Genomic DNA, 24,739 nt, shown 5'->3' with positions numbered 1-24,739 from the left:
CCGGGGACGGGCCGGAGCGGGACCTTGTGGGCCGGGCGGCACGGTGTGGTCCGAAAGGGCGTGCTCCAGGCGGTACGAGGGGTTCCGGAGCCGTGTGCGGGCAGGCACTGTGAGAGAGGGAAAGGCTTCTCCCCTCCGTAACGCCTCCCCAACCTGGTGACCCTAGGCGGTGACAGGCACATGGCATTGCGCACGGCCACGCCCCCGTACGAGCTGCGGTTCGACGCGGGACGGATCTGTCTGGACCTTCTCGCGACCACCCACCCGGTCGAACGGCTGGACGCCGTCGGGCCGTTGTGCGCCTGGATCGGCAGGTCCGGGCTCGTGCCGCCCGGCACCGCGCTCGGCCACGCCGACGCCTCCTGGCTGACCGGGTTCCTGGAACTGCGCGGGCATGTCGGGCAGTTGGTGCGCGGTTCCGGCCAGGCCGACGCGGGGTCGTACGATCGTGCGCTCGGCCTGCTCAACGAGGTCGCCCGGGCCGCGCCGCCGGCCCCGCGCGCGGTGCGCGGCGAGGACGGCACACTGGTGCGGGAGTTGGCCCGGGAGCCCGGGTGCGCGGGGCTGCTCGCCGTCGTCGCGCGGGACGCGGTGGAACTGCTCACCGATCCCGTGGCGCGGGCGGCCGTCAGGGAGTGCGAAGGGGACAACTGCACCATCGTGTACCTGGACACCTCACGGGGACGCCGGCGGCGCTGGTGCTCCAGCGAGGTCTGCGGGAACCGCGAACGGGTGGCCCGGCACCGCCGGCGGGCCGCCCTCGCCCGGGCCTGAGTGTCCGGTACGGGCTTTCTGCCGGATTGCGCCCGCGAGACGGCTGGAGTGATTTCCGTAACACGCGGCTGGGCCGCGGGTCCCGTAACAGCAGGTCGGACGCCTGCGGCGATGTGTCGGAAATGTAAAGATCATGCGGTGGGAATGTGTGTGCATGTCCCGCTCGTCACGGCACCTGCAAGAAAACTCTCAGGTCACGTTGAACGCCTCGATGTCCTCGTCCGTACGGGTGGGCGAGCGACCGACTGGGGGAACCCCCGGACACCGGAGGTGGGCGTGCGCAAGGATGCGGCCGTGGCCAATGAACGTGGAACGAGGGCCCGACATCGCATGTCCTCACAGCCCTCGGAACCAGATGAGGAGCTGATGCGTGCCCTGTATCGCGAGCACGCCGGACCTCTGCTTGCGTATGTCCTCAGGCTGGTCGCCGGAGACCGGCAGCGCGCCGAGGACGTCGTGCAGGAAACGCTCATCCGTGCCTGGAAGAACGCCGGTCAGCTCAATCGGGCGACCGGATCGGTACGCCCCTGGCTGGTGACGGTCGCGCGCCGCATCGTCATCGACGGCCACCGCAGCCGGCAGGCCCGGCCGCAGGAGGTCGATCCGTCGCCGCTGGAGGTCATCCCCGCGGAGGACGAGATCGACAAGGCGCTGTGGCTGATGACGCTGTCGGACGCGCTCGACGACCTGACCCCGGCCCACCGGGAGGTGCTCGTCGAGACGTACTTCAAGGGGCGTACCGTCAACGAGGCGGCGGAAACTCTGGGCATACCCAGCGGAACCGTCCGTTCCCGGGTGTTCTACGCCCTGCGGTCGATGAAGCTGGCACTGGAGGAGCGGGGGGTGACGGCGTGATGAGCGGGTACGGGGGTATGCAAGGGTTCGGCACGGGTGGTTCGGGTATGTCTGGGTCCATGCAGGGATCACAGGCCCCGAACGAGCACGAGACCGTCGGCGCCTACGCCCTCGGGATCCTGGACGATGCCGAGGCAACCGCCTTTGAGGCGCATCTCGCCGGCTGCGAATGGTGCGCCCAGCAACTGGACGAACTGGCCGGGATGGAGCCGATGCTGGCCGCCCTCGCGGACCTGCCGGGCACCGGCAGCACGCCCGCGATCGGTGAGTCGCTGTCGGCCAAACCGAGTCCCCGCCTGGTGGAGAAGCTGGTCGACGAGGTCTCCGAGCGCCGCGCGCTGAAGAGACGCAAGGGCTTCTACCTGGTCGCCGCCGCGGCCGCTCTGATCATCGGCGGCCCGCTGACCGTCATGGCGGTGAACGGCGGAGGCGACTCGGGCCAGACGGCCACACCGCTGGCGGCCACCGCCCAGACGACCTTCGACCAGCTGCCGGACAAGATCTCGGGCACGGACAGCACCACGGGTGCCAGCGCGACCGTCGCCATGGGCGAGAAGGACTGGGGCACCTCGGCGGTCCTGCAGCTCAAGGGCGTCAAGGGGCCGCTCAAGTGCTCCCTGATCGCCGTCGGCAAGCACGGCGACCGTCAGACGCTGGGCTCCTGGTCCGTCCCGGACGAGGGCTACGGCATCCCGGACGCCAAGGCCGACAAGGCCAAGAAGCCGCTGTACATCGGTGGTGGCACCGCCCTCAAGCCGAACGAGATCGACCACTTCGAGGTGATGACCTTCGACGGCAAGAAGCTCGTCGAAGTGCACGCGTAGCCTCTGCGGGCCCCCTTCGCGTACGGTTGACGGCTGCCCAGCACGTCAGAAGGGGGCCCGGTGGCCGCTCAGGCTCAGCAGGAAACCGCGGTCGACTCGGTTCGGGACCGGGAGATCAGCGTCGAACAGGAACACCTCGACCGGGTGTACCGACGTCTCGAGGAAAAGATCCACGAGGCGGAGTTCCTCATGAACGACGCGGCCAAGCGCGGCCAGGTCGGCACGCCGGGCGCGCTCGCCGAGCGGGACGCCCAGGTCTTCCGGGCCGGTGTCCACCTCAACCGGCTCAACAACGAGTTCGAGGACTTCCTCTTCGGACGGATCGACCTGCTCCTCGGCAAGGACGGCAAGAAGGGCCCCGACGGGGCGTACACGGCGGTCGAGCCCGCCGAGGGCGTGGTCCGCCCGGACAACACCGCCGACATCGCCGAGACCCTGCACATCGGCCGGATCGGCGTGCTCGACGAGGACTACGCCCCGCTGGTGATCGACTGGCGGGCGCCCGCCGCCGCCCCCTTCTACCGCTCGACCCCCGTCGATCCCGGCCGGGTCGTGCGGCGCCGGGTCATCCGCTCCAAGGGCCGCCGGGTCCTCGGGGTCGAGGACGACCTGATGCGCCCCGAGCTGACCGCCTTCCTCGACGGCCGCAAGCTGCCCGCCATCGGCGACGGCGCCCTGATGGCCGCGCTCGGCCAGGCCCGCACCCACACCATGCGGGACATCGTCTCCTCCATCCAGGCCGAGCAGGACCTGGTCATCCGCGCCCCCGCCGCCTCCGTGACGTATGTCGAGGGCGGTCCCGGTACCGGCAAGACGGCGGTCGCCCTGCACCGCGCCGCCTATCTGCTCTACCAGGACCGCAGACGCTACGCGGGGGGCATCCTGATCGTCTCGCCGACCCCGCTGCTGGTGGCCTACACCGAGGGCGTGCTGCCCTCGCTCGGCGAGGAGGGCCAGGTCGCCATCCGCGCGATCGGATCACTCGCCGTGGACGCCGTCGGTGCGGAGGCCACGCTCTACGACTCCCCGTCCGTGGCCCGCGCCAAGGGCTCCTACCGGATGCTGAAGGTACTGCGGAAGGTCGCCCGGGGCGCGCTGGAGCTGGGGCCGGCCGCTCCGGCGGGGCAGCTCGCCCTGGACGAGGACAGCGAGCGCCGGGCCTTCGACGGTCCCCCGTCCCGCCTGCGCGTCGTCGCCTTCGGCCGCCGCCTCGAGCTGGAGGCCGGTGAGCTGGAACGTATCCGCCGTACCGCCCTCGGCGGCACCGCACCGGTCAATCTGCTCCGCCCGCGCGCCCGCAGGCTGCTCCTGGACGCCCTGTGGGCGAAGTCCGGCTCGGCCTCCCGGCACAGCGACCCCGAACTGGCCGCCGAGCTGCGCTCCTCCTTCGACGACGACGTCACGACCGAGGACGCCTTCATCGCCTTCCTGGACGCCTGGTGGCCCGAGCTCACCCCCAAGGGGGTTCTCGCCGCCATGGCGGACGAGCGGCGGCTCGGCCGCTGGGCCCGCCGGATCCTCAACCCCGGCGAGGTCCGCAAGGTCGCCCGCTCGCTGAAGCGGGACGGGTACTCCGTGCACGACATCGCCATGCTCGACGAGCTCCAGGCGGTCCTCGGCGCCCCGGCCCGGCCGAAGAAGAAGCGCGAGATGGACCCGCTGGACCAGCTCACCGGCCTGGAGGAGCTGATGCCGGTGCGCGAGGAGACCCAGCGCGAGCGGGCCGAACGGCTCGCACAGGAGCGCACCGAGTACGCGCACGTCATCGTGGACGAGGCACAGGACCTCACGCCGATGCAGTGGCGCATGGTCGGCCGGCGCGGCCGGCACGCCACCTGGACGGTCGTCGGCGACCCGGCCCAGTCCTCCTGGTCCGACCCGGACGAGGCGGCCGAGGCCCGCGACGAGGCCCTCGGCACCCGTCCCCGGCGCCGCTTCCAGCTCACCGTGAACTACCGCAACCCGTCCGAGATCGCCGAGCTGGCCGCCAAGGTCCTGGCTCTCGCCATGCCGGGCTCCCAGGCGCCGTCCGCCGTACGGTCCACCGGGGTCGAGCCGCGTTTCGTGGTCGCCGGGGACTCCCTCGAGCAGACCGTGCGCCGGGCGGCCGAGGACCTCCTCGGGCTGGTGGACGGCACGGTCGGCGTGGTCGTCGCGATGAACCGGCGCGAGGAGGCCCGGCGCTGGCTGGCCGGGCTCGGCGACCGGGCGGTGGCACTCGGCAGCCTGGAGGCCAAGGGCCTGGAGTACGACGCGACGATCGTGGTGTCCCCGGCGGAGATCGCGGACGAGTCCCCGGCAGGCCTGCGCGTGCTGTACGTGGCGCTGACCCGCGCCACCCAGCAGCTCACGGTGGTCTCCGGCGTGCGGGACGAGCCGGACGGGGCGGGGGTGCCGGACCTCCTGCGGGACTGAATCCTGTGAACCGCGCCGATGGGAATGGCCGTACGGGATCCGTTTGTTAGCCTTGGTGTGGCACCGGCTCGATCCAAGCCCCCGGGCCCAACCTTTGTCCCTGCGAGGGACCCCTTGCCGCGAGGCGAGCATGGCGGGTCGGTGTCATGAACGTGTGAGAGGCCCACGTCACTGATGTGACGTGGGCCTCTTTCTTTGCCTGGCCGGCCTCTTCCACCACCTGATCGCTTCTCGTATGGTGGAATCAATTTTCCGAAACCATGCGCCTGCCGTGAACAAAACGTCCGCAATCCAGGGCGACTATCAGGTACTCACGGGTAGGTGCGACGATCGGACGGCACAATTCGCGACACGGTGAAAGCAGAGGAAGTCGGCCATGGCAACGGCGCCCAGCGTCTCCTACTCGATGACCATCCGGCTGGAGGTGCCCGCGAGCGGAACCGCCGTCTCGCAGCTCACCACCGCCGTGGAGTCCTCCGGAGGCTCGGTCACGGGCCTCGACGTCACCGCGTCCGGCCATGAGAAGCTCCGCATCGACGTCACCATCGCGGCCACCTCGACCGCGCACGCCGACGAGATCGTCGAGAAACTCCGCGGTATCGAGGGCGTCACGCTCGGCAAGGTCTCCGACCGTACGTTCCTCATGCACCTCGGCGGCAAGATCGAGATGCAGTCCAAGCACCCCATCCGCAACCGTGACGACCTCTCCATGGTCTACACGCCGGGTGTGGCCCGCGTCTGCATGGCGATTGCCGAGAACCCCGAGGACGCCCGCCGCCTCACCATCAAGCGCAACTCCGTTGCGGTCGTGACGGACGGCTCCGCGGTGCTGGGCCTCGGCAACATCGGCCCCAAGGCCGCGCTGCCCGTCATGGAGGGCAAGGCGGCCCTCTTCAAGCGCTTCGCCGGCATCGACGCCTGGCCGCTGTGCCTGGACACCCAGGACACCGACGCCATCGTCGAGATCGTCAAGGCGATCGCCCCCGGCTTCGCCGGCATCAACCTGGAGGACATCTCCGCGCCCCGCTGCTTCGAGATCGAGGCCCGGCTGCGCGAGGCCCTCGACATCCCCGTCTTCCACGACGACCAGCACGGGACCGCGATCGTCGTCCTCGCCGCCCTGACCAACGCACTTCGCGTCGCGGGCAAGGCGATCGAGAACATCCGCGTCGTCATGTCCGGCGCCGGCGCGGCCGGTACGGCCATCCTCAAGCTGCTGCTCGCGGCGGGCCTGAAGAACGCCGTCGTCGCCGACATCCACGGTGTCGTGCACTCCGGCCGCGAGGACCTGGTGGACGCCCCGTCCGACTCCCCGCTGCGCTGGATCGCCGACAACACCAACCCCGAGGGCCTCACCGGCACCCTGAAGGAGGCCGTGCACGGCGCCGACGTGTTCATCGGCGTCTCCGCCCCGAACGTTCTCGACGGCGACGACGTGGCCGCCATGGCGGAGGGCGCGATCGTGTTCGCGCTTGCGAACCCGGATCCCGAGGTCGACCCCGCAATCGCCCGTCAGACGGCCGCTGTTGTGGCCACCGGCCGCTCCGACTTCCCGAACCAGATCAACAACGTGCTGGTCTTCCCGGGTGTCTTCCGCGGCCTGCTGGACGCTCAGTCCCGTACGGTCAACACCGAGATGATGCTCGCCGCCGCAAAGGCTCTGGCCGACGTGGTGACCGAGGACGAGCTGAACCCCAACTACATCATTCCGAGCGTTTTCAACGACAAGGTCGCGGGCGCGGTGGCCGGTGCGGTCCGCGAGGCCGCGAAGGCCGTCGGGACCGCGTCCTAGGCGCTCGTGCCCTACTGTGCAGGGGCTGTGAGGATCGCCACGGCGGCCCCTGCACCGGCGCGTCGCGGAACCCGAGGGCGGCGGGAGACCTCTAGGGTGACGGCCGAGCGGGCGCTTTTCGTGTGACTCCCTAGGGTGTTCTCACGACTCCTACGGGTGCCGGATTGGCTTTCCCGCCGCAGGTAGGGGCAGGATGCGTCCCTGGGCGCGAGCGCATCGGCATCGATTCTCACCTCACGCCTCAACGGCAAGAAGAACACGGGAGTAACAACATGAACCGCAGTGAGCTGGTGGCCGCGCTGGCCGACCGCGCCGAGGTGACCCGCAAGGACGCCGACGCCGTTCTGGCCGCGTTCGCCGAGGTCGTCGGCGACATCGTCTCCAAGGGCGACGAGAAGGTCACCATCCCCGGCTTCCTGACCTTCGAGCGCACCCACCGTGCCGCTCGTACCGCGCGCAACCCGCAGACCGGTGAGCCCATCAACATCCCGGCCGGCTACAGCGTGAAGGTCTCCGCGGGCTCGAAGCTCAAGGAAGCGGCCAAGGGCAAGTAAGCGCTCCGCTCTGGAGCGCCGGCCCACTGAGCGCGGTGGGTGACTGCGGGCCAGTTGCGGCTGGTCGCGCAGTTCCCCGCGCCCCTTTGGGGCGCGCTCCAGCCGAAGACGCCGAAACGGGCGGCTCCCCTGTCACCAGGGGAGCCGCCCGTTCGCCGTTCCTGAGGCCTAGCCGAGTGCCTTGCCGGGCAGCTCGACCTTGGCGCCCAGCTCCATGAGCTTCTCCATGAAGTTCTCGTAGCCGCGGTTGATCAGCTCGATGCCGTGGACGCGGGAGGTGCCCTCGGCGGCCAGGGCCGCGATCAGGTACGAGAAGCCGCCGCGCAGGTCGGGGATGACCAGGTCGGCGCCCTGCAGCCGGGTCGGGCCCGAGACGACCGCGGAGTGCAGGAAGTTGCGCTGGCCGAAGCGGCAGTCGGAACCGCCCAGGCACTCGCGGTAGAGCTGGATGTGAGCGCCCATCTGGTTCAGCGCCGAGGTGAAGCCGAGCCGGGACTCGTACACCGTCTCGTGGATGATGGACAGGCCCGTCGCCTGCGTCAGGGCCACCACCAGCGGCTGCTGCCAGTCGGTCTGGAAGCCGGGGTGCACGTCCGTCTCCAGCGCGATGGACTTCAGCTGGCCGCCCGGGTGCCAGAAGCGGATGCCCTCGTCGTCGATCTCGAAGGCACCGCCCACCTTCCGGTAGGTGTTCAGGAACGTCATCATCGAGCGCTGCTGGGCGCCGTGGACGTAGATGTTGCCGTTGGTCGCGAGGGCCGCGGAAGCCCAGGACGCGGCCTCCAGACGGTCCGGCAGGGCGCGGTGGGTGTAGCCGCCGAGCTTGTCCACACCGGTGATGCGGATCGTGCGGTCGGTGTCCATCGCGATGATCGCGCCCATTTTCTGCAGAACGCAGATCAGGTCCTCGATCTCCGGCTCGACGGCCGCGTTGGACAACTCCGTGACGCCCTCGGCCAGTACGGCCGTCAGCAGCACCTGCTCGGTCGCGCCGACGGACGGGTACGGCAGCCGGATCTTCGTACCGCGCAGCCGCTGCGGAGCCTCCAGGTACTGTCCGTCCGCGCGCTTCTCGATCGTCGCGCCGAACTGCCGCAGCACGTCGAAGTGGAAGTCGATGGGCCGGCCGCCGATGTCGCAGCCGCCGAGGCCGGGAATGAACGCGTGGCCGAGACGGTGCAGCAGGGGACCGCAGAACAGGATGGGGATACGGCTCGAACCCGCGTGGGCATCGATGTCGGCGACGTTCGCGCTCTCGACGTGGGTCGGGTCCATCACCAGTTCACCGGGCTCTTCGCCCGGACGCACCGTCACCCCGTGCAGCTGGAGCAGGCCGCGTACGACACGCACGTCACGGATGTCCGGAACGTTGCGCAGTCGACTCGGCCCGCTGCCCAGCAGGGCGGCGACCATGGCCTTGGGTACGAGGTTCTTCGCACCGCGGACACGGATCTCACCCTCCAGCGGGGTTCCGCCGTGGACAAGCAGGACATCGTCGTTGACGGTCATGTATCTCGCGTTCCGATGAGTCGGGCAGGGGCCGGCCGATCACTTTGCGCGGGGGCCGGAGAGACAGGGTAATCGCCGTTCACCCCCCTCCCGTAAGCCCAAGTACCATCCAGCCGCGTCATAGCTGTGTCACAACACGAACCGTTCCCAATCGGGCACATGGGGTCACCGTCGAAGGTGTGCGCGTCCGGGCCGCCCCGCTGCGCCCGCCCGTCTCCCGCCACCGCCCCGAACGAGGCCCTTTCGGGGCGCACGACCCGATTCAAGCTGCGTTCACCCCCACACCCCGATTGGCTCCCCACTCCGGGGAAAGATGCGGGATCATGTCTGGCATGACCGAGGTGTCCTCGCTCACAGGGCGGCTGCTCGTGGCCACGCCCGCCCTGGCGGACCCGAACTTCGACCGCGCGGTGGTGCTCCTTCTCGACCACGACGAGGAGGGCTCGCTCGGTGTCGTCCTCAACCGTCCCACCCCGGTGGACGTGGGCGACATCCTGGAGGGCTGGGCCGATCTCGCGGGCGAGCCCGGTGTGGTCTTCCAGGGAGGCCCCGTCTCGCTGGACTCGGCGCTCGGCGTCGCGGTCATCCCGGGTGGCGCGAACAGCGACCGTGCCCCGCTCGGCTGGCGGCGCGTGCACGGCGCGATCGGTCTGGTGGATCTCGAAGCCCCGCCGGAGCTGCTCGCCTCGGCCCTCGGCTCCCTGAGAATCTTCGCCGGCTACGCCGGCTGGGGCCCCGGCCAGCTGGAGGACGAGCTGGTGGAAGGCGCCTGGTACGTCGTCGAGTCCGAGCCGGGGGACGTGTCCTCGCCGGCCCCGGAGCGACTGTGGCGCGAGGTCCTGCGCCGCCAGCGGAACGAACTGGCGATGGTCGCCACGTATCCGGACGACCCTTCACTCAACTGATCCCTGTGCGCTTCAGTACCCTGGCTGGTATGAGCACTCTTGAGCCCGAGCGCGGGACTGGTACGGGGACCCTCGTAGAGCCGACGCCACAGGTGTCCCACGGCGACGGCGACCACGAGCGCTTCGCCCACTACGTCCAGAAGGACAAGATCATGGCGAGCGCCCTCGACGGCACCCCCGTCGTGGCGCTGTGCGGCAAGGTGTGGGTCCCGGGCCGCGACCCGAAGAAGTACCCCGTATGTCCCATGTGCAAGGAGATCTACGACTCCATGGGCAGCGGTGGCGACGACAAGGGCGGCGACAAGAAGTAAGGGGTCTGCCGCCCGCCTGAACACCGCAGGGCCCCCGGGACACGCCGAGGCGTGTCCCGGGGGCCTTTGTGTTTTCTGGTCACAAGGTGGTGGAGCCTCTTGTCGGCATGTTCATGTTGTCCATAGCCTCCGTGGTGTTGTGCAGAGTGAAACAGTCATTGCGCATGTTGCAACGCACACTCTCCGGAGGAACGCTCCATGAAGCTGTCCGCCCCACTCGCCGCACTGCTCACCCTCGTCGTCGCCACCGCCTGCGCCCCGCAGTCCTCCTCCAACTCCTCCTCCGACAAGGACGAGAAGACCGGAACCCTGAGGGTCTGGCTCTTCCAGGAGGTCGGCAACGCGCCGAAGAAGAAGATCGTCGACACGGTCGTCGCCGGCTTCGAGAAGGCCCACAAGAACACCGAGATCGACGTCGAGTACATCCCGGTCGAGACCCGCGCCCAGCGCGTCAAGGCCGCCTTCAACGACCCGGCCTCCGCGCCCGACGTCATCGAGTACGGCAACACCGACACGGCCGGCTACGTCCACGACGGCGGACTCCTCGACGTCACCAAGGACTTCTCCGCCTGGAGCGAGGCGAAGAGCACCGACCCGACGGCCCGGCAGTCGGTCACCGTGGACGCAAAAGTCTACGGCGCGCCCTTCTACGTCGGCGTCCGCGCCCTGTACTACCGCACCGACGTCTTCGGGGAACTCGGCCTGAAACCGCCGACGTCCCTGGCCGAGCTGGCCACCACGGCCCGTGCGATCCGCGCCGCGAAACCCGATCTGTACGGCCTGGTCGTCGGCGGCGCCTACACCTACGGGGCCATGCCGTTCCTCTGGGCGAACGGCGGCGAGCTGGCCGACGGCAAGGGCGGCTCGTACGCCTCGGCCCTCGACAGCGCCGCGGCCCGCAAGGGCATCAAGGCCTACACGTCCCTCTTCTCCGCCGACAACTGTCCCGCCGCCAAGTGCGCGGGCATGGGCGGCAACGACACGGTGACCGCGTTCGCCGCGGGCAAGGCCGGGATGGCGATCGGCGGTGACTTCAGCCACGCGGCGGTGGAGGCCGGAAAGGTCAAGGGCAAGTACGCGGTCGTACCGCTGCCGGGCGTGACCTCCGGCTCCGTCGCCCCGGCCTTCGCGGGCGGCAACAACATCGGCGTCCTGAAGAGCACCTCCCACCGCACCCTCGCCGTGGACCTCATGGAGCGGCTGGCCTCCAAGAAGACGCAGTCCGCCCTGTTCGACGCGATGGGTTTCCTGCCGACCTTCACCGACGTCCGCGACCAGGCGGCCGCGCGGCAGCCCTTCGTGAAGCCGTTCGTGCGGACACTCGCGTCCGGCACGAAGTTCGTGCCCGTCTCGCCCGCATGGTCGCAGATCGACTCCTCGCTGGTGCTGCCGACGATGTTCCAGGAGGTGATCAGCGGCAAGAAGAGTGTGGACGCGGCCGCTGAGGGGGCGGCGAAGAAGATGGACGCCGCGTTCGGGTCCGCGGGGTGACGGCGCCCCAGGGGGCGGGAGTCGGGGATCGCCGGCGGGTGCGGGTCGTGCGTGGCGTGCCGCGCCCACGCGGCGGAGCCGCGGACGTCACAGCCCCGCGCCCCTTGGAGCGTGGCGTCGGCTGGACACCCTGGCTGTATCTCGCGCCCGCGCTCGTCGTCCTCGGCGGTCTGCTCGTCTATCCCGTCTACCAGCTCGGCCTGATCTCCCTCTTCCGCTACACCCAGGCACAGGTCAGTGGAGGGGAACCGGCCGCTTTCCGCGGCGCCGGCAACTACGCCGATCTCTTCTCCGACAGTCAGTTCTGGCAGGTGCTGCTGGCCACCGTGGTGTTCGCCGGGGCCTGTGTCGTCTCCACCCTCGTCGTCGGCTGTGCGCTCGCCGTGCTGCTCACGCGGGTGCGTGCCGTACCCCGGCTGGCGCTGATGCTCGCGGCGCTCGGTGCCTGGGCGACCCCGGCCGTCACCGGCTCCACGGTGTGGCTCTTCCTGTTCGACCCGGACTTCGGGCCCGTCAACCGGGTCCTGGGGCTGGGCGACCACTCGTGGACGTACGGGCGCTACAGCGCCTTCTTCCTCGTCCTGCTCGAAGTGGTCTGGTGCTCCTTCCCCTTCGTGATGGTGACGGTCTACGCCGGGATCCGCGCCGTACCGTCCGAGGTGCTGGAGGCCGCGGCCCTGGACGGCGCCTCGCAGTGGCGGATCTGGCGCTCGGTGCTCGCGCCGATGCTCCGGCCGATCCTCACCGTCGTCACGATCCAGTCGGTCATCTGGGACTTCAAGGTCTTCACGCAGATCTACGTCATCACGAACGGCGGCGGCATCGCGGGCCAGAACCTGGTGCTGAACGTGTACGCCTACCAACAGGCGTTCGCCTCCTCCCAGTACGGTCTCGGCTCGGCGATCGGCGTGGTGATGCTGCTGATCCTGCTCGCCGTGACGCTGGTGTACCTGCGGCTGCTGCGCCGGCAGGGGGAGGAGCTGTGAATCTTCTTCGGGTGCGTGTGCAGCGTCCGTGGCGGTTGGCCGCGGAGGTCTCGGCCCTGCTGATCGCCGCCGCCGTCGCCTTCCCGCTGTACTGGATGGTGCTGAGCGCCTTTGAACCGGCCGGCGAGATCGAGTCCGACCGGCCCCGGCCGTGGACGCTCTCGCCGTCCCTGGACGCCTTCCGGCGGGTCTTCGGGCAGCAGGAATTCGGCCGTTACTTCGCCAACAGCCTCATCGTCTCGGGCACCGTCGTGGCCGTCTCCGCGGTGATCGCGTTTCTCGCCGCGACCGCCGTCACACGATTCCGTTTCCGCTTTCGGACCACCTTGCTGATCATGTTTCTGGTGGCCCAGACGGTGCCCGTGGAAGCCCTCACCATCCCCCTGTTCTTCCTCATGCGGGACGCCGGCCAGCTGAACACCCTCGGCTCGCTGATCCTGCCTCACATCGCCTTCTCGCTGCCCTTCGCGATCTGGATGCTGAGGGGGTTCGTGAAAGCGGTGCCGGAGGCGCTGGAGGAGGCCGCGTACCTGGACGGGGCGAGCCGCGGACGATTCCTCTGGCAGATCCTTTTCCCGCTCGTCTTCCCCGGCCTGGTGGCCACGAGCGTGTTTTCCTTCATCTCGGCCTGGAACGACTTCCTGTTCGCCAAGTCCTTCATCATCAGCGACACCTCGCAGTCGACCCTGCCGATGGCCCTGCTGGTGTTCTACAAGCCGGACGAGCCGGACTGGGGCGGGGTCATGGCGGCCTCCACGGTGATGACGATTCCGGTGCTGGTCTTCTTCGTACTCGTACAACGACGCCTGGTCTCTGGACTGGGCGGAGCGGTCAAGGACTGAGGTCATGAGCGACAAGCCCCTTTTCCCGGAACCCGATGTGGCGCTGATCCCGGCGCCGGGCCGCGTCTCGGCCTCGCTGCCCGGCGGCGGCACCGGATACGTCGTCGACGCGGACACCGAGATCGAGGCCACCGAGGGCACCGAACGGGTCGCGCGGTGGCTGCGCTCGACCGTCGGCGCGGCGACCGGACTCCCGCTGCACCCCCACCGCACCAGCGGGAACCGCATTCTGCTGCGGATCATCCCCTCGCTCGCGGCCGGACTCGGCAGCCCCGAGGCCTACCGGCTGTGCGCGGACGGGTATCTCATCGCCATCGACGGCGCGAGCGAGGCCGGCCTGTTCTGGGGCGCGCAGACCTTCCGTCAGCTCCTCGGGCCGGAGGCATTCCGGCGGGCCCCCGTCACCGGCCGGAGGGAGTGGGAGTTTCCCGCGGTCACCGTCCACGACGCTCCCCGTTTCCGCTGGCGCGGCCTCATGCTCGACGTCGCCCGGCACTTCATGCCCAAGGAAGGCGTCCTGCGCTACCTGGACCTGATGGCCGCGCACAAACTCAACGTCTTCCACTTCCATCTGACGGACGACCAGGGCTGGCGGATCGAGATCCGGCGCCACCCCAGACTGACCGAGGTCGCCTCCTGGCGGGCGCGGACGAAATTCGGTCACCGTGCCTCGCCGCTGTGGGACCAGAAGCCGCACGGCGGTTACTACACCCAGGACGACATCCGGGAGATCGTCGCCTACGCCGCCGAGCGGCATATCAGCGTCGTCCCGGAAATCGACGTGCCGGGCCACTCGCAGGCCGCCGTCGCCGCGTATCCGGAACTCGGCAACACCGACGTCATCGACACCACCGCCCTCACCGTCTGGGACACCTGGGGGATCTCTTCGAACGTACTCGCCCCCACTGACACCACCCTGCGCTTCTACGAGGAGGTGTTCGAGGAAGTCCTGGAGCTGTTCCCGGCGGACGCTGCCGAGTTCTCGGCCTTCGTCCACGTCGGCGGCGACGAATGCCGCAAGGACCAGTGGCGCGAGTCGGTGACCGCCAAGACCCGCATCACGGAACTGGGCCTCGCCGGCGAGGACGAGTTGCAGTCCTGGTTCATCGGACACTTCGACCGGTGGCTCGCCGCGCGCGGGCGCCGCCTCATCGGCTGGGACGAGATCCTGGAGGGCGGGCTGGCCCCGGGCGCCGCCGTGTCCTCCTGGCGCGGGTACGGGGGCGGCATCGCCGCCGCACGGGCCGGACACGACGTCGTCATGTGCCCTGAGCAGCACGTCTACCTGGATCACCGGCAGGCCCCGGGCGAGGACGAGCCCGTGCCGATCGGCTTCGTACGCACCCTGGAGGACGTCTACCGGTTCGAGCCCGTGCCGCCCCAACTCACCGAGGAGGACGCCCGGCACGTGCTGGGCACCCAGGCCAACGTCTGGACCGAGGCGATGGAGGACGCCGCGCGCGTGGACTACCAGACCTTCCCCAGGCTCGCCGCCTTCGCCGAGGTCGCCTGGAGCAGGCTGCCCGCCCCGCCGGAGCGGGACTTCGCGGACTTCGAGCGCCGGATGGCCGCCCACTACCGGCGACTTGACGCCCTCGGCGTCGCCTATCGGCCACCGGCCGGGCCCCGGCCCTGGCAGCGGCGCCCCGGTGTGCCGGGCCGCCCGCTGGAGGGGCCGGTCCCGAACCCGTGGACACCCGGGACAGACCTGTAGAACACATAGTGGAAAAACCACAGAATGGTCCCCGAAGAGTGGCAATTCGTGCGCAGTGGTGATGACGTGCGAAAACGGACCATCTCCCCGACGAGGTGGGCGAATGCCTCCTAGCGGACCCCCGCGTTCGGCCCTTGCGAAGATGTGCCAGAGTTGCCACGTCCGCCCTGTGAGCACGTACCGTACGGCCACACAGGTGGGACCAGGTGGGGCAGCGGGAAGGGGCAGCCGGTTTGACCACGCACGCACCGCAGGCGGCGCAGGCCGTCACGCTGCCCACGACGCTGGACGAGGCCGTGGCGGCCCTCACCGCCATGCCCACGGCAGTCCCCGTTGCGGGCGGCACCGACCTGATGGCCGCCGTCAACTCAGGTCAGCTCAGGCCGGCGGCCCTGGTGGGTCTCGGGCGGATCAGCGAGATCCGCGGCTGGCAGTACCAGGACGGCCACGCACTGCTCGGCGCGGGTCTCACGCACGCGCGCATGGGCCGCCCCGACTTCGCGGCCCTGATCCCGGCGCTCGCCGCCGCCGCGCGCGCCGCGGGCCCGCCGCACATCCGCAACGCGGGCACCCTGGGCGGCAACATCGCCTCGGCCGCGCCCACGGGCGACGCACTGCCGGTCCTCGCCGCCCTGGAGGCGACGCTGATCATCGCGGGCCCGGGCGGGGCCGGCCGGGAGATCCCGGTCTCGCACCTGCTGGCCGGCGTGGAGATGCTGCGCGGCGGCGAACTCATCGGCTTCGTGCGCGTGCCCCTGCTGCACGCCCCGCAGGTCTTCCTGAAGGCGACCGGACGCACCGGCCCCGGCCGCGCGGTGGCTTCCGTGGCCCTGGTGCTCGACCCGGCCCGGCGCGGGGTGCGCTGTGCGGTGGGTGCCATAGCGCCGATGCCGCTCAGGCCTCTGGAGGCCGAGCAATGGGTCGCCGGGCTGATCGACTGGGACAACGACCGCGCGCTCGTCCCGGAGGCGTTGAACGCCTTCGGGGAGTACGTCGCCGCGGCGTGCATCCCCGACCCGGCCCCCGAGCCGGACGGCTCCGTGGCGCCGCTTCCGCCCGCCGTACTGCACCTGCGGCGCACCGTCGCCGCGCTGGCCCGACGAGCACTGGGGAGGGCGCTGTCGTGACCGACGACCAGCACGGAGAGAGCGCGCCCCAGGGCGGCGGCCGCTGGAACCCGCTGCCCCAGGGCGACTACGACGACGGCGCCACCGCCTTCGTCAAGCTCCCCGAGGGCGGCATCGACGCCCTGCTGTCCGGTGACAGTCCCCTGGCCGCACCCGGCCACGGCTATGTGCCGCCGCCGATAACGGTGAGCGGCGGGTCGGACGACCCGGCCGCCACCGGCACCTGGACGGTGCCGGCCGACGGCCACCAGTGGCCCGACCCGAACGCCGTGCCCCAGGATCAGGCCGCGGACGACCGGTTCGCGTACCACCCCGGCGCCACCCAGCAGTGGACCTTCGAGGAGCCCGCGGCCCCGTCCGCCCCCGGACACGACGTCACCGGCCAGTGGTCGATCCCGGTCGCCGGAGGCGACCTTCCGGACGAATCGGGCGAGTTCACCACGTCCTCGCTGGTCGAGCAATGGGGCGGCACCCCGCCGGCCACCCTCCCCGGCGGCGCGCCCGCGCCCTGGGCGACGGAGGGCGCGGGACAGCCGTGGGCGCAGCCGGAGGCGGCACCGCGGCAGGGCGATCCCGCCGGGGCGGGCCCGTCGGGCCACCCGCACCCGGCCGACACCTCCGCGGCGCCCGGAGCGCCCGCGTCCGAGGGCTTCGCGCCCCCGACGGCGTACACCGGGCGTCCGGCCGAGCACGGGCCCCGGCCCGCACCCGAGGCCGGCCCCGCTCCCGCGCACCCCGGCCACGCGTCCGGCACGGACGAGCCCCAGGCCGGGTCGGCGGCGCCCGCCCCGAGCGGCGGCCACAGCCCCGCGCAGGCCCCTGAAGGCCCCGCTGACGGCCCGGCAGCCCACGACGGGGCCGCCGAGCCGGAGCACGCGCCACAGGCCGTGGGAACGGCTGTCACGGCCGACGCACCGGACCCGGCCGGCCCGACAGGCCCGGTCGGCACGGCGGCGACGCACGACACGGCCGCGCACGACACCGCGCCCTCGGCAGACACGCCCGGACCCGATGTCCCGCCGGAATCCTCCGAAACCCACGACACGCCGGACGCCCCGGCAGCGCCGGAGCAGCCGGAACAGTCGGAGCAGCCGGAGCAAGACACTTCCGAGGACCCCGCCCCGGCCGCCCTCGCCCCGCACGACGACCACCCCCTGGCCTCCTACGTCCTGAGCGTCAACGGCACCGACCGCCCCGTCACCGACGCCTGGATCGGCGAGTCCCTGCTGTACGTCCTGCGGGAACGGCTCGGCCTCGCCGGGGCCAAGGACGGCTGCTCGCAGGGCGAGTGCGGCGCCTGCAACGTGCAGGTCGACGGGCGCCTGGTGGCCTCCTGCCTGGTCCCGGCGGTCACCGCGGCCGGCAGCGAGGTCCGCACCGTCGAGGGCCTGGCCGCCGACGGACAGCCCTCCGACGTGCAGCGCGCCCTCGCCCGGTGCGGTGCCGTGCAGTGCGGCTTCTGCGTGCCGGGCATGGCGATGACCGTGCACGACCTGCTGGAGGGCAACCCGGCGCCGACCGAGCTGGAGACCCGGCAGGCCCTGTGCGGCAACCTGTGCCGTTGCTCCGGCTACCGGGGAGTCCTGGAAGCCGTCCAGGAGGTCGTCGCCGAACGCGAGACCCACCACACCGCTCCCGACGCCGAGACGGACGGCGAAGAGGCACGTATTCCGCACCAGGCGGGCCCGGGCTCCGGTGGCGTCAACCCGTCGGCGTTCGAGTCGCCCGGAGTCTTCGACAGCCCCGGCACCTTCGGTACACCAGGACCGCACGACCAGCACTACGGCCAGGACGGAGGCCAGGCGTGAGCAACGAAGCGGCCACCGCGACCACCACCGCGGAAGCGGCCCCCGCCACCGACGCGCTCCCGCACGGTCTCGGCGCCTCCCTGCCGCACGCCGACGCCCGCGCCAAGACCGAGGGCACCTTCCCGTACGCGGCCGACCTGTGGGCCGAGGGCCTGCTGTGGGCAGCCGTGCTGCGCTCCCCGCACGCACACGCGCGCATCGTGTCCATCGACACCAGCCACGCGCGCGAGATGCCCGGCGTACGGGCCGTCGTCACCCACGAGGACGTACCCGGCACCCCCCGCCACGGCCGGGGCACGCCCGACCGCCCGGTGTTCGCCTCCGAGGTCGTACGGCACCACGGCGAGCCCATCGCGGCCGTCGCCGCCGACCACCCGGACACCGCGCGGATGGCCGCCGCCGCCGTCATCGTCGAGTACGAGGTACTCGACCCCGTGACCGACCCCGAGCAGGCGTTCGAGGCCGAACCCCTGCACCCCGACGGCAACCTGATCCGGCACATCCCGCTGCGCCACGGCGACCCGGACGCGGCGGGCGAGGTCGTCGTCGAGGGCCTGTACCGCATCGGCCGCCAGGACCCGGCCCCCATCGGCGCCGAGGCCGGTCTCGCGGTGCCGCGCCCCGACGGCGGCGTGGAGCTGTACCTGGCCTCCACCGACCCGCACGCCGACCGCAACACCGCCGCGGCCTGCTACGGCCTGTCCCCCGATCGGGTGAAGATCGTCGTCACCGGGGTGCCCGGTGCCACCGCCGACCGCGAGGACCAGGGCTTCCAGCTCCCGCTCGGCCTGCTCGCGCTCAAGACCGGCTGCCCGGTGAAGCTCACGGCCACCCGCGAGGAATCCTTCCTCGGCCACGTCCACCGCCACCCGACCCTCCTGCGCTACCGCCACCACGCCGACGCCGAGGGCAGGCTGGTGAAGGTCGAGGCGCAGATCCTGCTGGACGCGGGCGCGTACGCCGACACCTCCGCGGAGGCCCTCGCCGCCGCCGTCTCCTTCGCCTGCGGCCCCTACGTCGTCCCGAACGCCTTCATCGAGGGCTGGGCCGTACGCACCAACAACCCGCCCTCCGGCCATGTACGCGGCGAGGGCGCCATGCAGGTCTGCGCCGCCTACGAGGCGCAGATGGACAAGCTCGCGAAGAAACTCGGCGAGGACCCGGCCGAGCTGCGGCTGCGCAACGTGCTCGCGACCGGCGACGTCCTGCCGATCGGCCAGACGGTGACCTGCCCGGCACCGGTGGCCGAACTGCTCCAGGCGGTCCGTGACTTCCCCCTCCCGGCCCTGCCCAAGGACGCCCCGGAGGAGGAGTGGCTGCTGCCCGGCGGCCCCGAGGGCGCGGGCGAGCCGGGCGCGGTGCGCCGGGGCGTCGGCTACGGCCTGGGCATGGTGCACATGCTCGGCACGGAGGGCGCCGACGAGGTGTCCACGGCGACCGTGAAGGTCCACGACGGCGTGGCGACCGTGCTGTGCGCGGCCGTGGAGACCGGGCAGGGGTTCACCACGCTGGCCCGGCAGATCGTCCAGGAGACGCTCGGCATCGACGAGGTGCACGTGGCACCGGTCGACACCGACCAGCCGCCGGCCGGCGGAGGCTGCCGCGGCCGCCACACCTGGGTCTCCGGCGGCGCGGTGGAACGCGCGGCGAAGATGGTCCGCACCCAGCTGCTGCAGCCCCTCGCGCACAAGTTCGGCATGTCGACGGAGCTGCTCCAGATCACCGACGGCAAGATCACCTCGTACGACGGAGTGCTGTCGACGACCGTCACGGAGGCGATGGAGGGCAAGGAGCTGTGGGCCACGGCCCAGTGCCGCCCGCACCCCACCGAGCCGCTGAACGCCGAGGGCCAGGGCGACGCCTTCGTGGGCATGGCCTTCTGCGCGATCCGCGCGGTGGTGGACGTGGACATCGAACTCGGCTCGGTACGGGTGGTGGAGCTGGCGGTCGCCCAGGACGTGGGCCGGGTGCTGAACCCGGTGCAGCTGGCCGCGCGCATCGAGGCGGGCGTCACCCAGGGCGTGGGCATCGCGCTCACCGAGAACCTGCGCACGCCCCGCGGCCTGATCCGCCACCCCGACCTGACCGGATACGCCCTGCCGACCGCCCTGGACGCACCGGACATCCGGATCGTGAAGCTGGTCGAGGAACGGGACGTGGTCGCCCCCTTCGGCGCCAAGTCCGTCAGCGCGGTCCCGGTGGTGACGTCCCCGGCGGCGATCGCCTCGGCCGTACGCGCGGCGACGGGCCGCCCGGTCAACCGCCTCCCGATCCGCCCGCAGGCCGCGGTGGTGACGGACTGGTGACCGCGCCCCCCGAGGAGCCTCGCTACGAACCGCCGCCGAGCGTCGGCAAGTTGTTCCTGTGGGTCCTGCTGTTCATCGTGGCGGCCCTGGCCGTGGTCGCCGGCGGCATCTACTTCACCTGAGGGACCGCCGCCGGGGGACCGTCCTCGTGCGCAACGGGTGCGGACCGCCCGGCGTCTTCTCCCACGGGCGTTGTCAGTGGGGCGGCGTAGTGTTCCGGGCAGTGGGGGACGGCCGCATCCGAAGGGAAGCCGGAAGGCGGCCGGGCAAGCCCTGCCCAGGGACCGACGCATCGAGGAAGATCGCGGGGGAGCGATGAGCACGACCGACACCGGAGCCGCGGCGATCACGCTGACCGAGACGGAGCTGGACCGCTACGTCACGCACGCGCCGACCCGCGGCCTGCTCACGGACCCCGGCCTGCCCGCGGACACCCGCCTGCTGACGTTCTCCCCGCTCCGCACCCACGGCCTGCGCACCCTCGGCGACGCCACGGACGGCCCCTTCCACCTGGCGGAGGAGCTGCGCGGCCGCCTGGTGATAGGCGAACTCCTCAGCCCCGCGGGTATGGAGCGCGAGTCGATCCTGCTCGACGGCGACACGGGCGAGATCACGACGGCCTACCTCGTCGACCCGTCCGAGCCCCGCCCCTTCGCCCCCTCCCTGGACACCCTCCTGCGCTTCGCCGCGGTCACGGAGGAACTGGCAGGCCTGCGCGGCCGCTTCTCCTCCCTGGCCGGCCGGTACGGCACCAAGACGGTGACCGAGGCCTCCCGCCGCCTGCTCGCGCTCTTCGAGGAGGGCACGGACGGCGAGGTCCCGCCCTACTGGAAGGCAGCGGCCCTGATCCGCCCGCTCTCCCTCATCGCCGGTCCCGGCACGGCCCTCGGCCTCACCCTGGACGTCCCCGCCCGCCTCCTGGACCAGGAGTTCGGCCACGGCCGCGTGGCCCGCTTCGAGGAGGTCGACTTCCCGGCCACGCTCACCCACGAGCCGACCCGCCGCTTCCTGCGCGAGACGGGCCTGCCGGAGGAGGCGGTCCTCTTCCACGCCGACACCGACGTCCCGCTGCCCACCCTCACCGAGTACTTCACCACCGAGCGCGCCGACGACTACCCCCTGGAGGACCTCCCCGCCTACTCCGACCACCTGATCCGCCTGGGCTACCTGGTCGAGGACAACAGCCTGGTGGTCGACGGCAGAACGGGCGCGGTGCTCACCTTCAGCGAGCCCGAGGCGACGCTCTACCCGCTCAACACGGACGTCTCCACCCTCGCCTTCACACTCTGGCTCCTGCACCACGAGCGCACCATCGACGAACACCTGGGCAACGAGCTGACGACGAAGGCCTACGACCAACTGGCCGCGACCATGATCCAGACCCTGACGTCCATAGACCCCACGGGCCTGCACCCGGACACCCCCTGGCACTACTGGACGGAGCTGTTCCAGGACGAGGCGGGCGGGGTGCTCTGAGGCACCCCGCCCCGCGAGAGGCCGTGACCGGACTCTCAGCCCGTGGCGCTCTTGATGATGGCGAAGGGGGCACCGGCGGGGTCGAGGAGCATGGCGAAGCGGCCGATGCCCTCCGCGTCGGTGGCCGGGATGATGGCGGTCGCTCCGGCCTCAGTGGCTTTGGCGAGCGTGGCGTCGCAGTCGCTCACCTCGAAGTACGGATGCCATTCCGGCGTCGACCCGGCGTCGAGGTTCTCCTGGGGCAGCTGCATCAGCCCACCGTGGTTCGCCTCCTCACCACCGGCCGCCGGGGCGAGGACCGTGTACGTCAGTTCCGGGCTCATGGGCACATCGTTCGTCTGCCAGGAGAAGACCGACCCGTAGAACGCCTTCGCCGCGGCGGCGTCGGTGGTGTAGAGCTCCACCCAGGCCAGGCTGTCGGGAATGCCGACGGCCTCCAGGCCCGCGGTCTCGCCCGGCTGCCAGACGGCGAAGTCCGCGCCGGTCGGGTCGGTGAAGGCGGCCATCCGCCCGAAGGCGAAGACATCCGCCGGGCCGACCCGCACCCTGCCACCTCCCTGCTCCACGGCCTTGGCGGTGGCATCGGCGTCCGGCGTGTGGAAATACACCGTCCAGGAGGGACTCGCGCCCTCTTCGGTGAGCGGGCCGATACCCGCGACCGTCTTGCCGTTGCGCTTGAAAAAGCCGTATCCGCCCGCCTCCGGTCCCGCCGACTGGTACTCCCAGCCGAAGACGGCGGAGTAGAAGGCGGCGCTCGCGTCGGTGTCCGGGCTCCCCAGATCGAGCCAGTTCGGAGCGCCCGGCACATATGTGGTCGTCAGCATGGTGTGGTCCTCCACCGTGGGTTCGGGACGCCGCCCACCCGCCGAAACGGCACGGGCGAACCGCGTGTCTCGGGTCCGCACTGAGGAACGAGGACGGCCCGTCGGGGTTCCGCACGCCGACGAACCAAAAGGGGCGGCACCCCAGCAGGGGTGCCGCCCCTTCGTCTTGCCTGGTCAAGCCACTGGAGGCCGTGGCGGGATTCGAACCCACGTAACTCGCTTTGCAGGCGAGCCCCTCAACCACTCGGGCACACGGCCGTGCCGAACCTTCTGCGTACGGCCGTGGCGGGATTCGAACCCACGTAACTCCCCGCGAGCGGAGCTCGCTGATGGATGCAGCGCAGGCGAGCCCCTCAACCACTCGGGCACACGGCCGTGTTCGTGGGAATGACGTTATGGGGCGGTGGAGAACCGGTTCAAGGGACGCGCCCGGGCTGCAACGGGACTGCCATACCCCGTTCATGAAGCGCGGGACGTACGACCGAGGTCGCAGCGGTGGCCGGACCATCGACAGGGGCCAAACCGTGTTGTGGGACTTACTCTGGCGAGCATGGCCGCCCTCGATTCCCCTGGTACCCCGGTGGTGGATGATGCCGTCGCGAGTGACGGCGGTGTGCTGAGCCGGGCCTACCGGGCGCTCAGCGTCGGGATCGTCTCCGTTGTGCTGCTCATCGCCTTCGAGGCGACCGCCGTCGGGACCGCGATGCCGGTCGCGGCGCGGGAGCTGGACGGGGTGGCCCTGTACGCGTTCGCGTTCTCCGGGTACTTCACGACCAGCCTGTCCGGGATGGTGCTCGCCGGACAGTGGTCCGACCGGCGGGGCCCGCTCGGCGCGCTGACCACGGGGATCGCGGCCTTCGCGGCGGGGCTGGTGGTGGCCGGGACCGCACAGGTGATGTGGGTGTTCATCCTGGGCCGGGCCGTGCAGGGGTTCGGCGGCGGGCTGGTCATCGTCGCGCTGTACGTCGTCGTCGGGCGTGCCTATCCCGAGCGGCTGCGGCCCGCGATCATGGCGGCCTTCGCGGCCGGGTGGGTCGTACCGTCCATAGTCGGCCCGCTCGCCTCGGGCGCCGTGACCGAGCACCTCGGCTGGCGGTGGGTCTTCCTCGGCATACCCGTCCTCGTCGTCTTCCCGCTCGCGCTCGCCCTGCCACAGATACGGAGCCGGGCGGCGGGGCCCGTGGCGGGCGGGGAAGGCTCCGTCTCCTTCGACCGGCGCCGTATCCGGCTCGCCCTCGCCGTCTCGCTCGGCGCGGGCCTGCTCCAGTACGCCGCCCAGGACCTGCGGTGGCTCTCGCTGCTGCCCGCTCTCGCCGGTGCCGCCCTGCTCGTGCCCGCCGTCCTCGGGCTGCTGCCGCGCGGTACCTACCGGGCCGCCCGCGGGCTGCCCTCCGTCGTCCTCCTGCGCGGGCTGGCCGCCGGGTCCTTCATCGCCGCCGAGTCCTTCGTGCCGTTGATGCTGGTCACCCAGCGAGGGCTGTCGCCGACGCTGGCCGGGTTCTCGCTCGCCGCGGGCGGCGGAACCTGGGCACTGGGGTCCTGGGTGCAGTCCCGGCCGCGCGTGGAGCCCTACCGGGAGCGGCTGATGACGGTGGGGATGGTGCTGGTCGCCGCCGCGATCACGACCGCGCCCAGCGTGCTCGTGCACTCCGTGCCCGTCTGGATCGTCGCCGTCGCCTGGGGCCTGGGCTGCTTCGGCATGGGGCTGGTGATCTCCTCCGCCAGTGTGCTGCTGCTCCAGCTGTCGGCCCCGCGGGAGGCCGGCGCCAACTCCGCCGCCCTGCAGATCTCCGACGCCCTGTCCAACGTCGTCCTCCTCGCCGCGACCGGCGCCGCCTTCGCCGCGCTGGGCGGCGGCAGCACGACGGCCGGCGCGGCCGACGGCACCCGTCCCGCCGCCTTCGCGGCCGTCTTCCTGCCCATGGCGGCGGTGGCCCTGGCCGGGGCGTGGGTGACGACGCGGCTGCGGGCGCCCGCGGGCGGAACCCGTTGATCCGGACGTCCGCCCGGGAGGCCTGAACGTCCCAAGATCGCGGCCAGTTGGCGCGCTCTGCACGCCGGCTGTGACGTCGATCCCACCCACGGGCGACCCGCGCTCGTCCGGGCGTTGCGGGGGCGGGGCGCCGGTAGGGTGGCCCGGTTGTCATACGTAGCCGAGCCGCCCGCCCGTCACCCACCACCGCCCCGACCGACGCGCTGCGCGCGGCCCCCGATTCGACCCCTGAC

The 24,739-nt window shown here is 71.4% G+C and carries 20 protein-coding genes and 2 tRNA genes; 18 read left to right on the top strand and 4 right to left on the bottom strand.

Annotated features, from left to right (window positions below; all coding sequences use genetic code 11):
- Positions 1-180: 180 nt before the first annotated feature.
- The 6 genes from AVL59_RS42510 (at position 181) to AVL59_RS42485 (ending at position 7,214) form a co-directional block, all read left to right on the top strand.
- Positions 181-774 carry a CGNR zinc finger domain-containing protein gene (locus AVL59_RS42510; RefSeq protein ID WP_067315075.1) on the top strand — a complete coding sequence of 198 codons (594 nt, stop codon included), beginning with the start codon at positions 181-183 and terminating at the stop codon, positions 772-774.
- A 270-nt stretch (positions 775-1,044) separates the two neighbouring features.
- Complete coding sequence (locus AVL59_RS42505; RefSeq protein ID WP_079071569.1) at positions 1,045-1,629, top strand: sigma-70 family RNA polymerase sigma factor; 585 nt, start codon at positions 1,045-1,047, stop codon at positions 1,627-1,629.
- Positions 1,629-2,453, top strand: a complete 825-nt coding sequence (locus AVL59_RS42500) for an anti-sigma factor family protein (protein ID WP_079147257.1) — start codon at positions 1,629-1,631, stop codon at positions 2,451-2,453. The genes AVL59_RS42505 and AVL59_RS42500 overlap by 1 nt, the downstream gene beginning before the upstream one ends.
- Positions 2,454-2,513: 60 nt before the next feature.
- Positions 2,514-4,868: a HelD family protein gene (locus AVL59_RS42495; protein ID WP_067315072.1), complete on the top strand. Its 2,355-nt coding sequence runs from the start codon at positions 2,514-2,516 to the stop codon at positions 4,866-4,868.
- A gap of 376 nt (positions 4,869-5,244) precedes the next feature.
- Positions 5,245-6,660 (top strand): NAD-dependent malic enzyme, encoded by a 1,416-nt coding sequence (locus AVL59_RS42490; RefSeq protein ID WP_067315070.1) that lies wholly within the window; start codon positions 5,245-5,247, stop codon positions 6,658-6,660.
- Between the two features lie 272 nt (positions 6,661-6,932).
- Complete coding sequence (locus AVL59_RS42485) at positions 6,933-7,214, top strand: HU family DNA-binding protein (RefSeq protein WP_067001509.1); 282 nt, start codon at positions 6,933-6,935, stop codon at positions 7,212-7,214.
- 168 nt (positions 7,215-7,382) lie between these two features.
- Here AVL59_RS42485 and murA read toward each other — a convergent pair whose 3' ends face one another.
- Positions 7,383-8,723, bottom strand: a complete 1,341-nt coding sequence (gene murA / locus AVL59_RS42480) for a UDP-N-acetylglucosamine 1-carboxyvinyltransferase (protein WP_067315069.1) — start codon at positions 8,721-8,723, stop codon at positions 7,383-7,385.
- Positions 8,724-9,055: 332 nt separating this feature from the next.
- Here murA and AVL59_RS42475 point away from each other — a divergent pair, with 332 nt between their 5' ends.
- From AVL59_RS42475 to AVL59_RS42430, 11 genes are all read left to right on the top strand, one after another.
- Positions 9,056-9,628: a YqgE/AlgH family protein gene (locus tag AVL59_RS42475; RefSeq protein ID WP_067315067.1), complete on the top strand. Its 573-nt coding sequence runs from the start codon at positions 9,056-9,058 to the stop codon at positions 9,626-9,628.
- 29 nt (positions 9,629-9,657) lie between these two features.
- Complete coding sequence (locus AVL59_RS42470) at positions 9,658-9,939, top strand: DUF3039 domain-containing protein (protein ID WP_055707729.1); 282 nt, start codon at positions 9,658-9,660, stop codon at positions 9,937-9,939.
- Positions 9,940-10,137: 198 nt separating this feature from the next.
- A complete protein-coding gene (locus tag AVL59_RS42465; RefSeq protein ID WP_067315065.1) occupies positions 10,138-11,430 on the top strand; it encodes an extracellular solute-binding protein in 1,293 nt (430 codons plus the stop codon).
- A 56-nt stretch (positions 11,431-11,486) separates the two neighbouring features.
- The gene (locus AVL59_RS42460; protein ID WP_372450409.1) at positions 11,487-12,416 is read left to right on the top strand and encodes a carbohydrate ABC transporter permease; all 930 of its coding nucleotides are present in this window, start codon (positions 11,487-11,489) and stop codon (positions 12,414-12,416) included.
- On the top strand, positions 12,413-13,258 hold the full coding sequence (locus AVL59_RS42455) for a carbohydrate ABC transporter permease (RefSeq protein ID WP_067315062.1): 846 nt from the start codon (positions 12,413-12,415) through the stop codon (positions 13,256-13,258). Before AVL59_RS42460 ends, AVL59_RS42455 begins: the two co-directional genes overlap by 4 nt.
- A 4-nt stretch (positions 13,259-13,262) precedes the next feature.
- Positions 13,263-14,972: a beta-N-acetylhexosaminidase gene (locus AVL59_RS42450; protein WP_099053218.1), complete on the top strand. Its 1,710-nt coding sequence runs from the start codon at positions 13,263-13,265 to the stop codon at positions 14,970-14,972.
- Positions 14,973-15,205: 233 nt separating this feature from the next.
- On the top strand, positions 15,206-16,099 hold the full coding sequence (locus AVL59_RS42445; RefSeq protein WP_067315061.1) for an FAD binding domain-containing protein: 894 nt from the start codon (positions 15,206-15,208) through the stop codon (positions 16,097-16,099).
- Positions 16,096-17,907 carry a 2Fe-2S iron-sulfur cluster-binding protein gene (locus AVL59_RS42440; protein WP_067315059.1) on the top strand — a complete coding sequence of 604 codons (1,812 nt, stop codon included), beginning with the start codon at positions 16,096-16,098 and terminating at the stop codon, positions 17,905-17,907. The genes AVL59_RS42445 and AVL59_RS42440 overlap by 4 nt, the downstream gene beginning before the upstream one ends.
- A complete protein-coding gene (locus AVL59_RS42435) occupies positions 17,904-20,213 on the top strand; it encodes a xanthine dehydrogenase family protein molybdopterin-binding subunit (RefSeq protein WP_067315057.1) in 2,310 nt (769 codons plus the stop codon). The genes AVL59_RS42440 and AVL59_RS42435 overlap by 4 nt, the downstream gene beginning before the upstream one ends.
- The gene (locus AVL59_RS55795) at positions 20,210-20,335 is read left to right on the top strand and encodes a hypothetical protein (RefSeq protein WP_257785146.1); all 126 of its coding nucleotides are present in this window, start codon (positions 20,210-20,212) and stop codon (positions 20,333-20,335) included. Before AVL59_RS42435 ends, AVL59_RS55795 begins: the two co-directional genes overlap by 4 nt.
- 193 nt (positions 20,336-20,528) lie before the next feature.
- The gene (locus tag AVL59_RS42430; RefSeq protein WP_067315056.1) at positions 20,529-21,689 is read left to right on the top strand and encodes an SUKH-4 family immunity protein; all 1,161 of its coding nucleotides are present in this window, start codon (positions 20,529-20,531) and stop codon (positions 21,687-21,689) included.
- Positions 21,690-21,724: 35 nt separating this feature from the next.
- On the opposite strand, the gene AVL59_RS42425 is transcribed toward AVL59_RS42430, so the two are convergent.
- The 3 genes from AVL59_RS42425 to AVL59_RS52885 form a co-directional block, all read right to left on the bottom strand.
- Positions 21,725-22,513, bottom strand: a complete 789-nt coding sequence (locus AVL59_RS42425) for a VOC family protein (RefSeq protein ID WP_067318429.1) — start codon at positions 22,511-22,513, stop codon at positions 21,725-21,727.
- 183 nt (positions 22,514-22,696) lie between these two features.
- Positions 22,697-22,771, bottom strand: a tRNA-Cys gene (locus tag AVL59_RS42420).
- A 19-nt stretch (positions 22,772-22,790) separates the two neighbouring features.
- Positions 22,791-22,888: transfer RNA gene (locus AVL59_RS52885), tRNA-OTHER, on the bottom strand.
- A gap of 175 nt (positions 22,889-23,063) precedes the next feature.
- Here AVL59_RS52885 and AVL59_RS42415 point away from each other — a divergent pair.
- Positions 23,064-24,506 (top strand): MFS transporter, encoded by a 1,443-nt coding sequence (locus AVL59_RS42415; protein WP_067315054.1) that lies wholly within the window; start codon positions 23,064-23,066, stop codon positions 24,504-24,506.
- Positions 24,507-24,739: the final 233 nt, after the last annotated feature.

Source organism: Streptomyces griseochromogenes, assembly GCF_001542625.1.
Lineage (GTDB): Bacteria > Actinomycetota > Actinomycetes > Streptomycetales > Streptomycetaceae > Streptomyces > Streptomyces griseochromogenes.
Note: the sequence above shows the minus strand (reverse complement) of the source record. Positions and strands in the feature narration are given on the sequence as shown.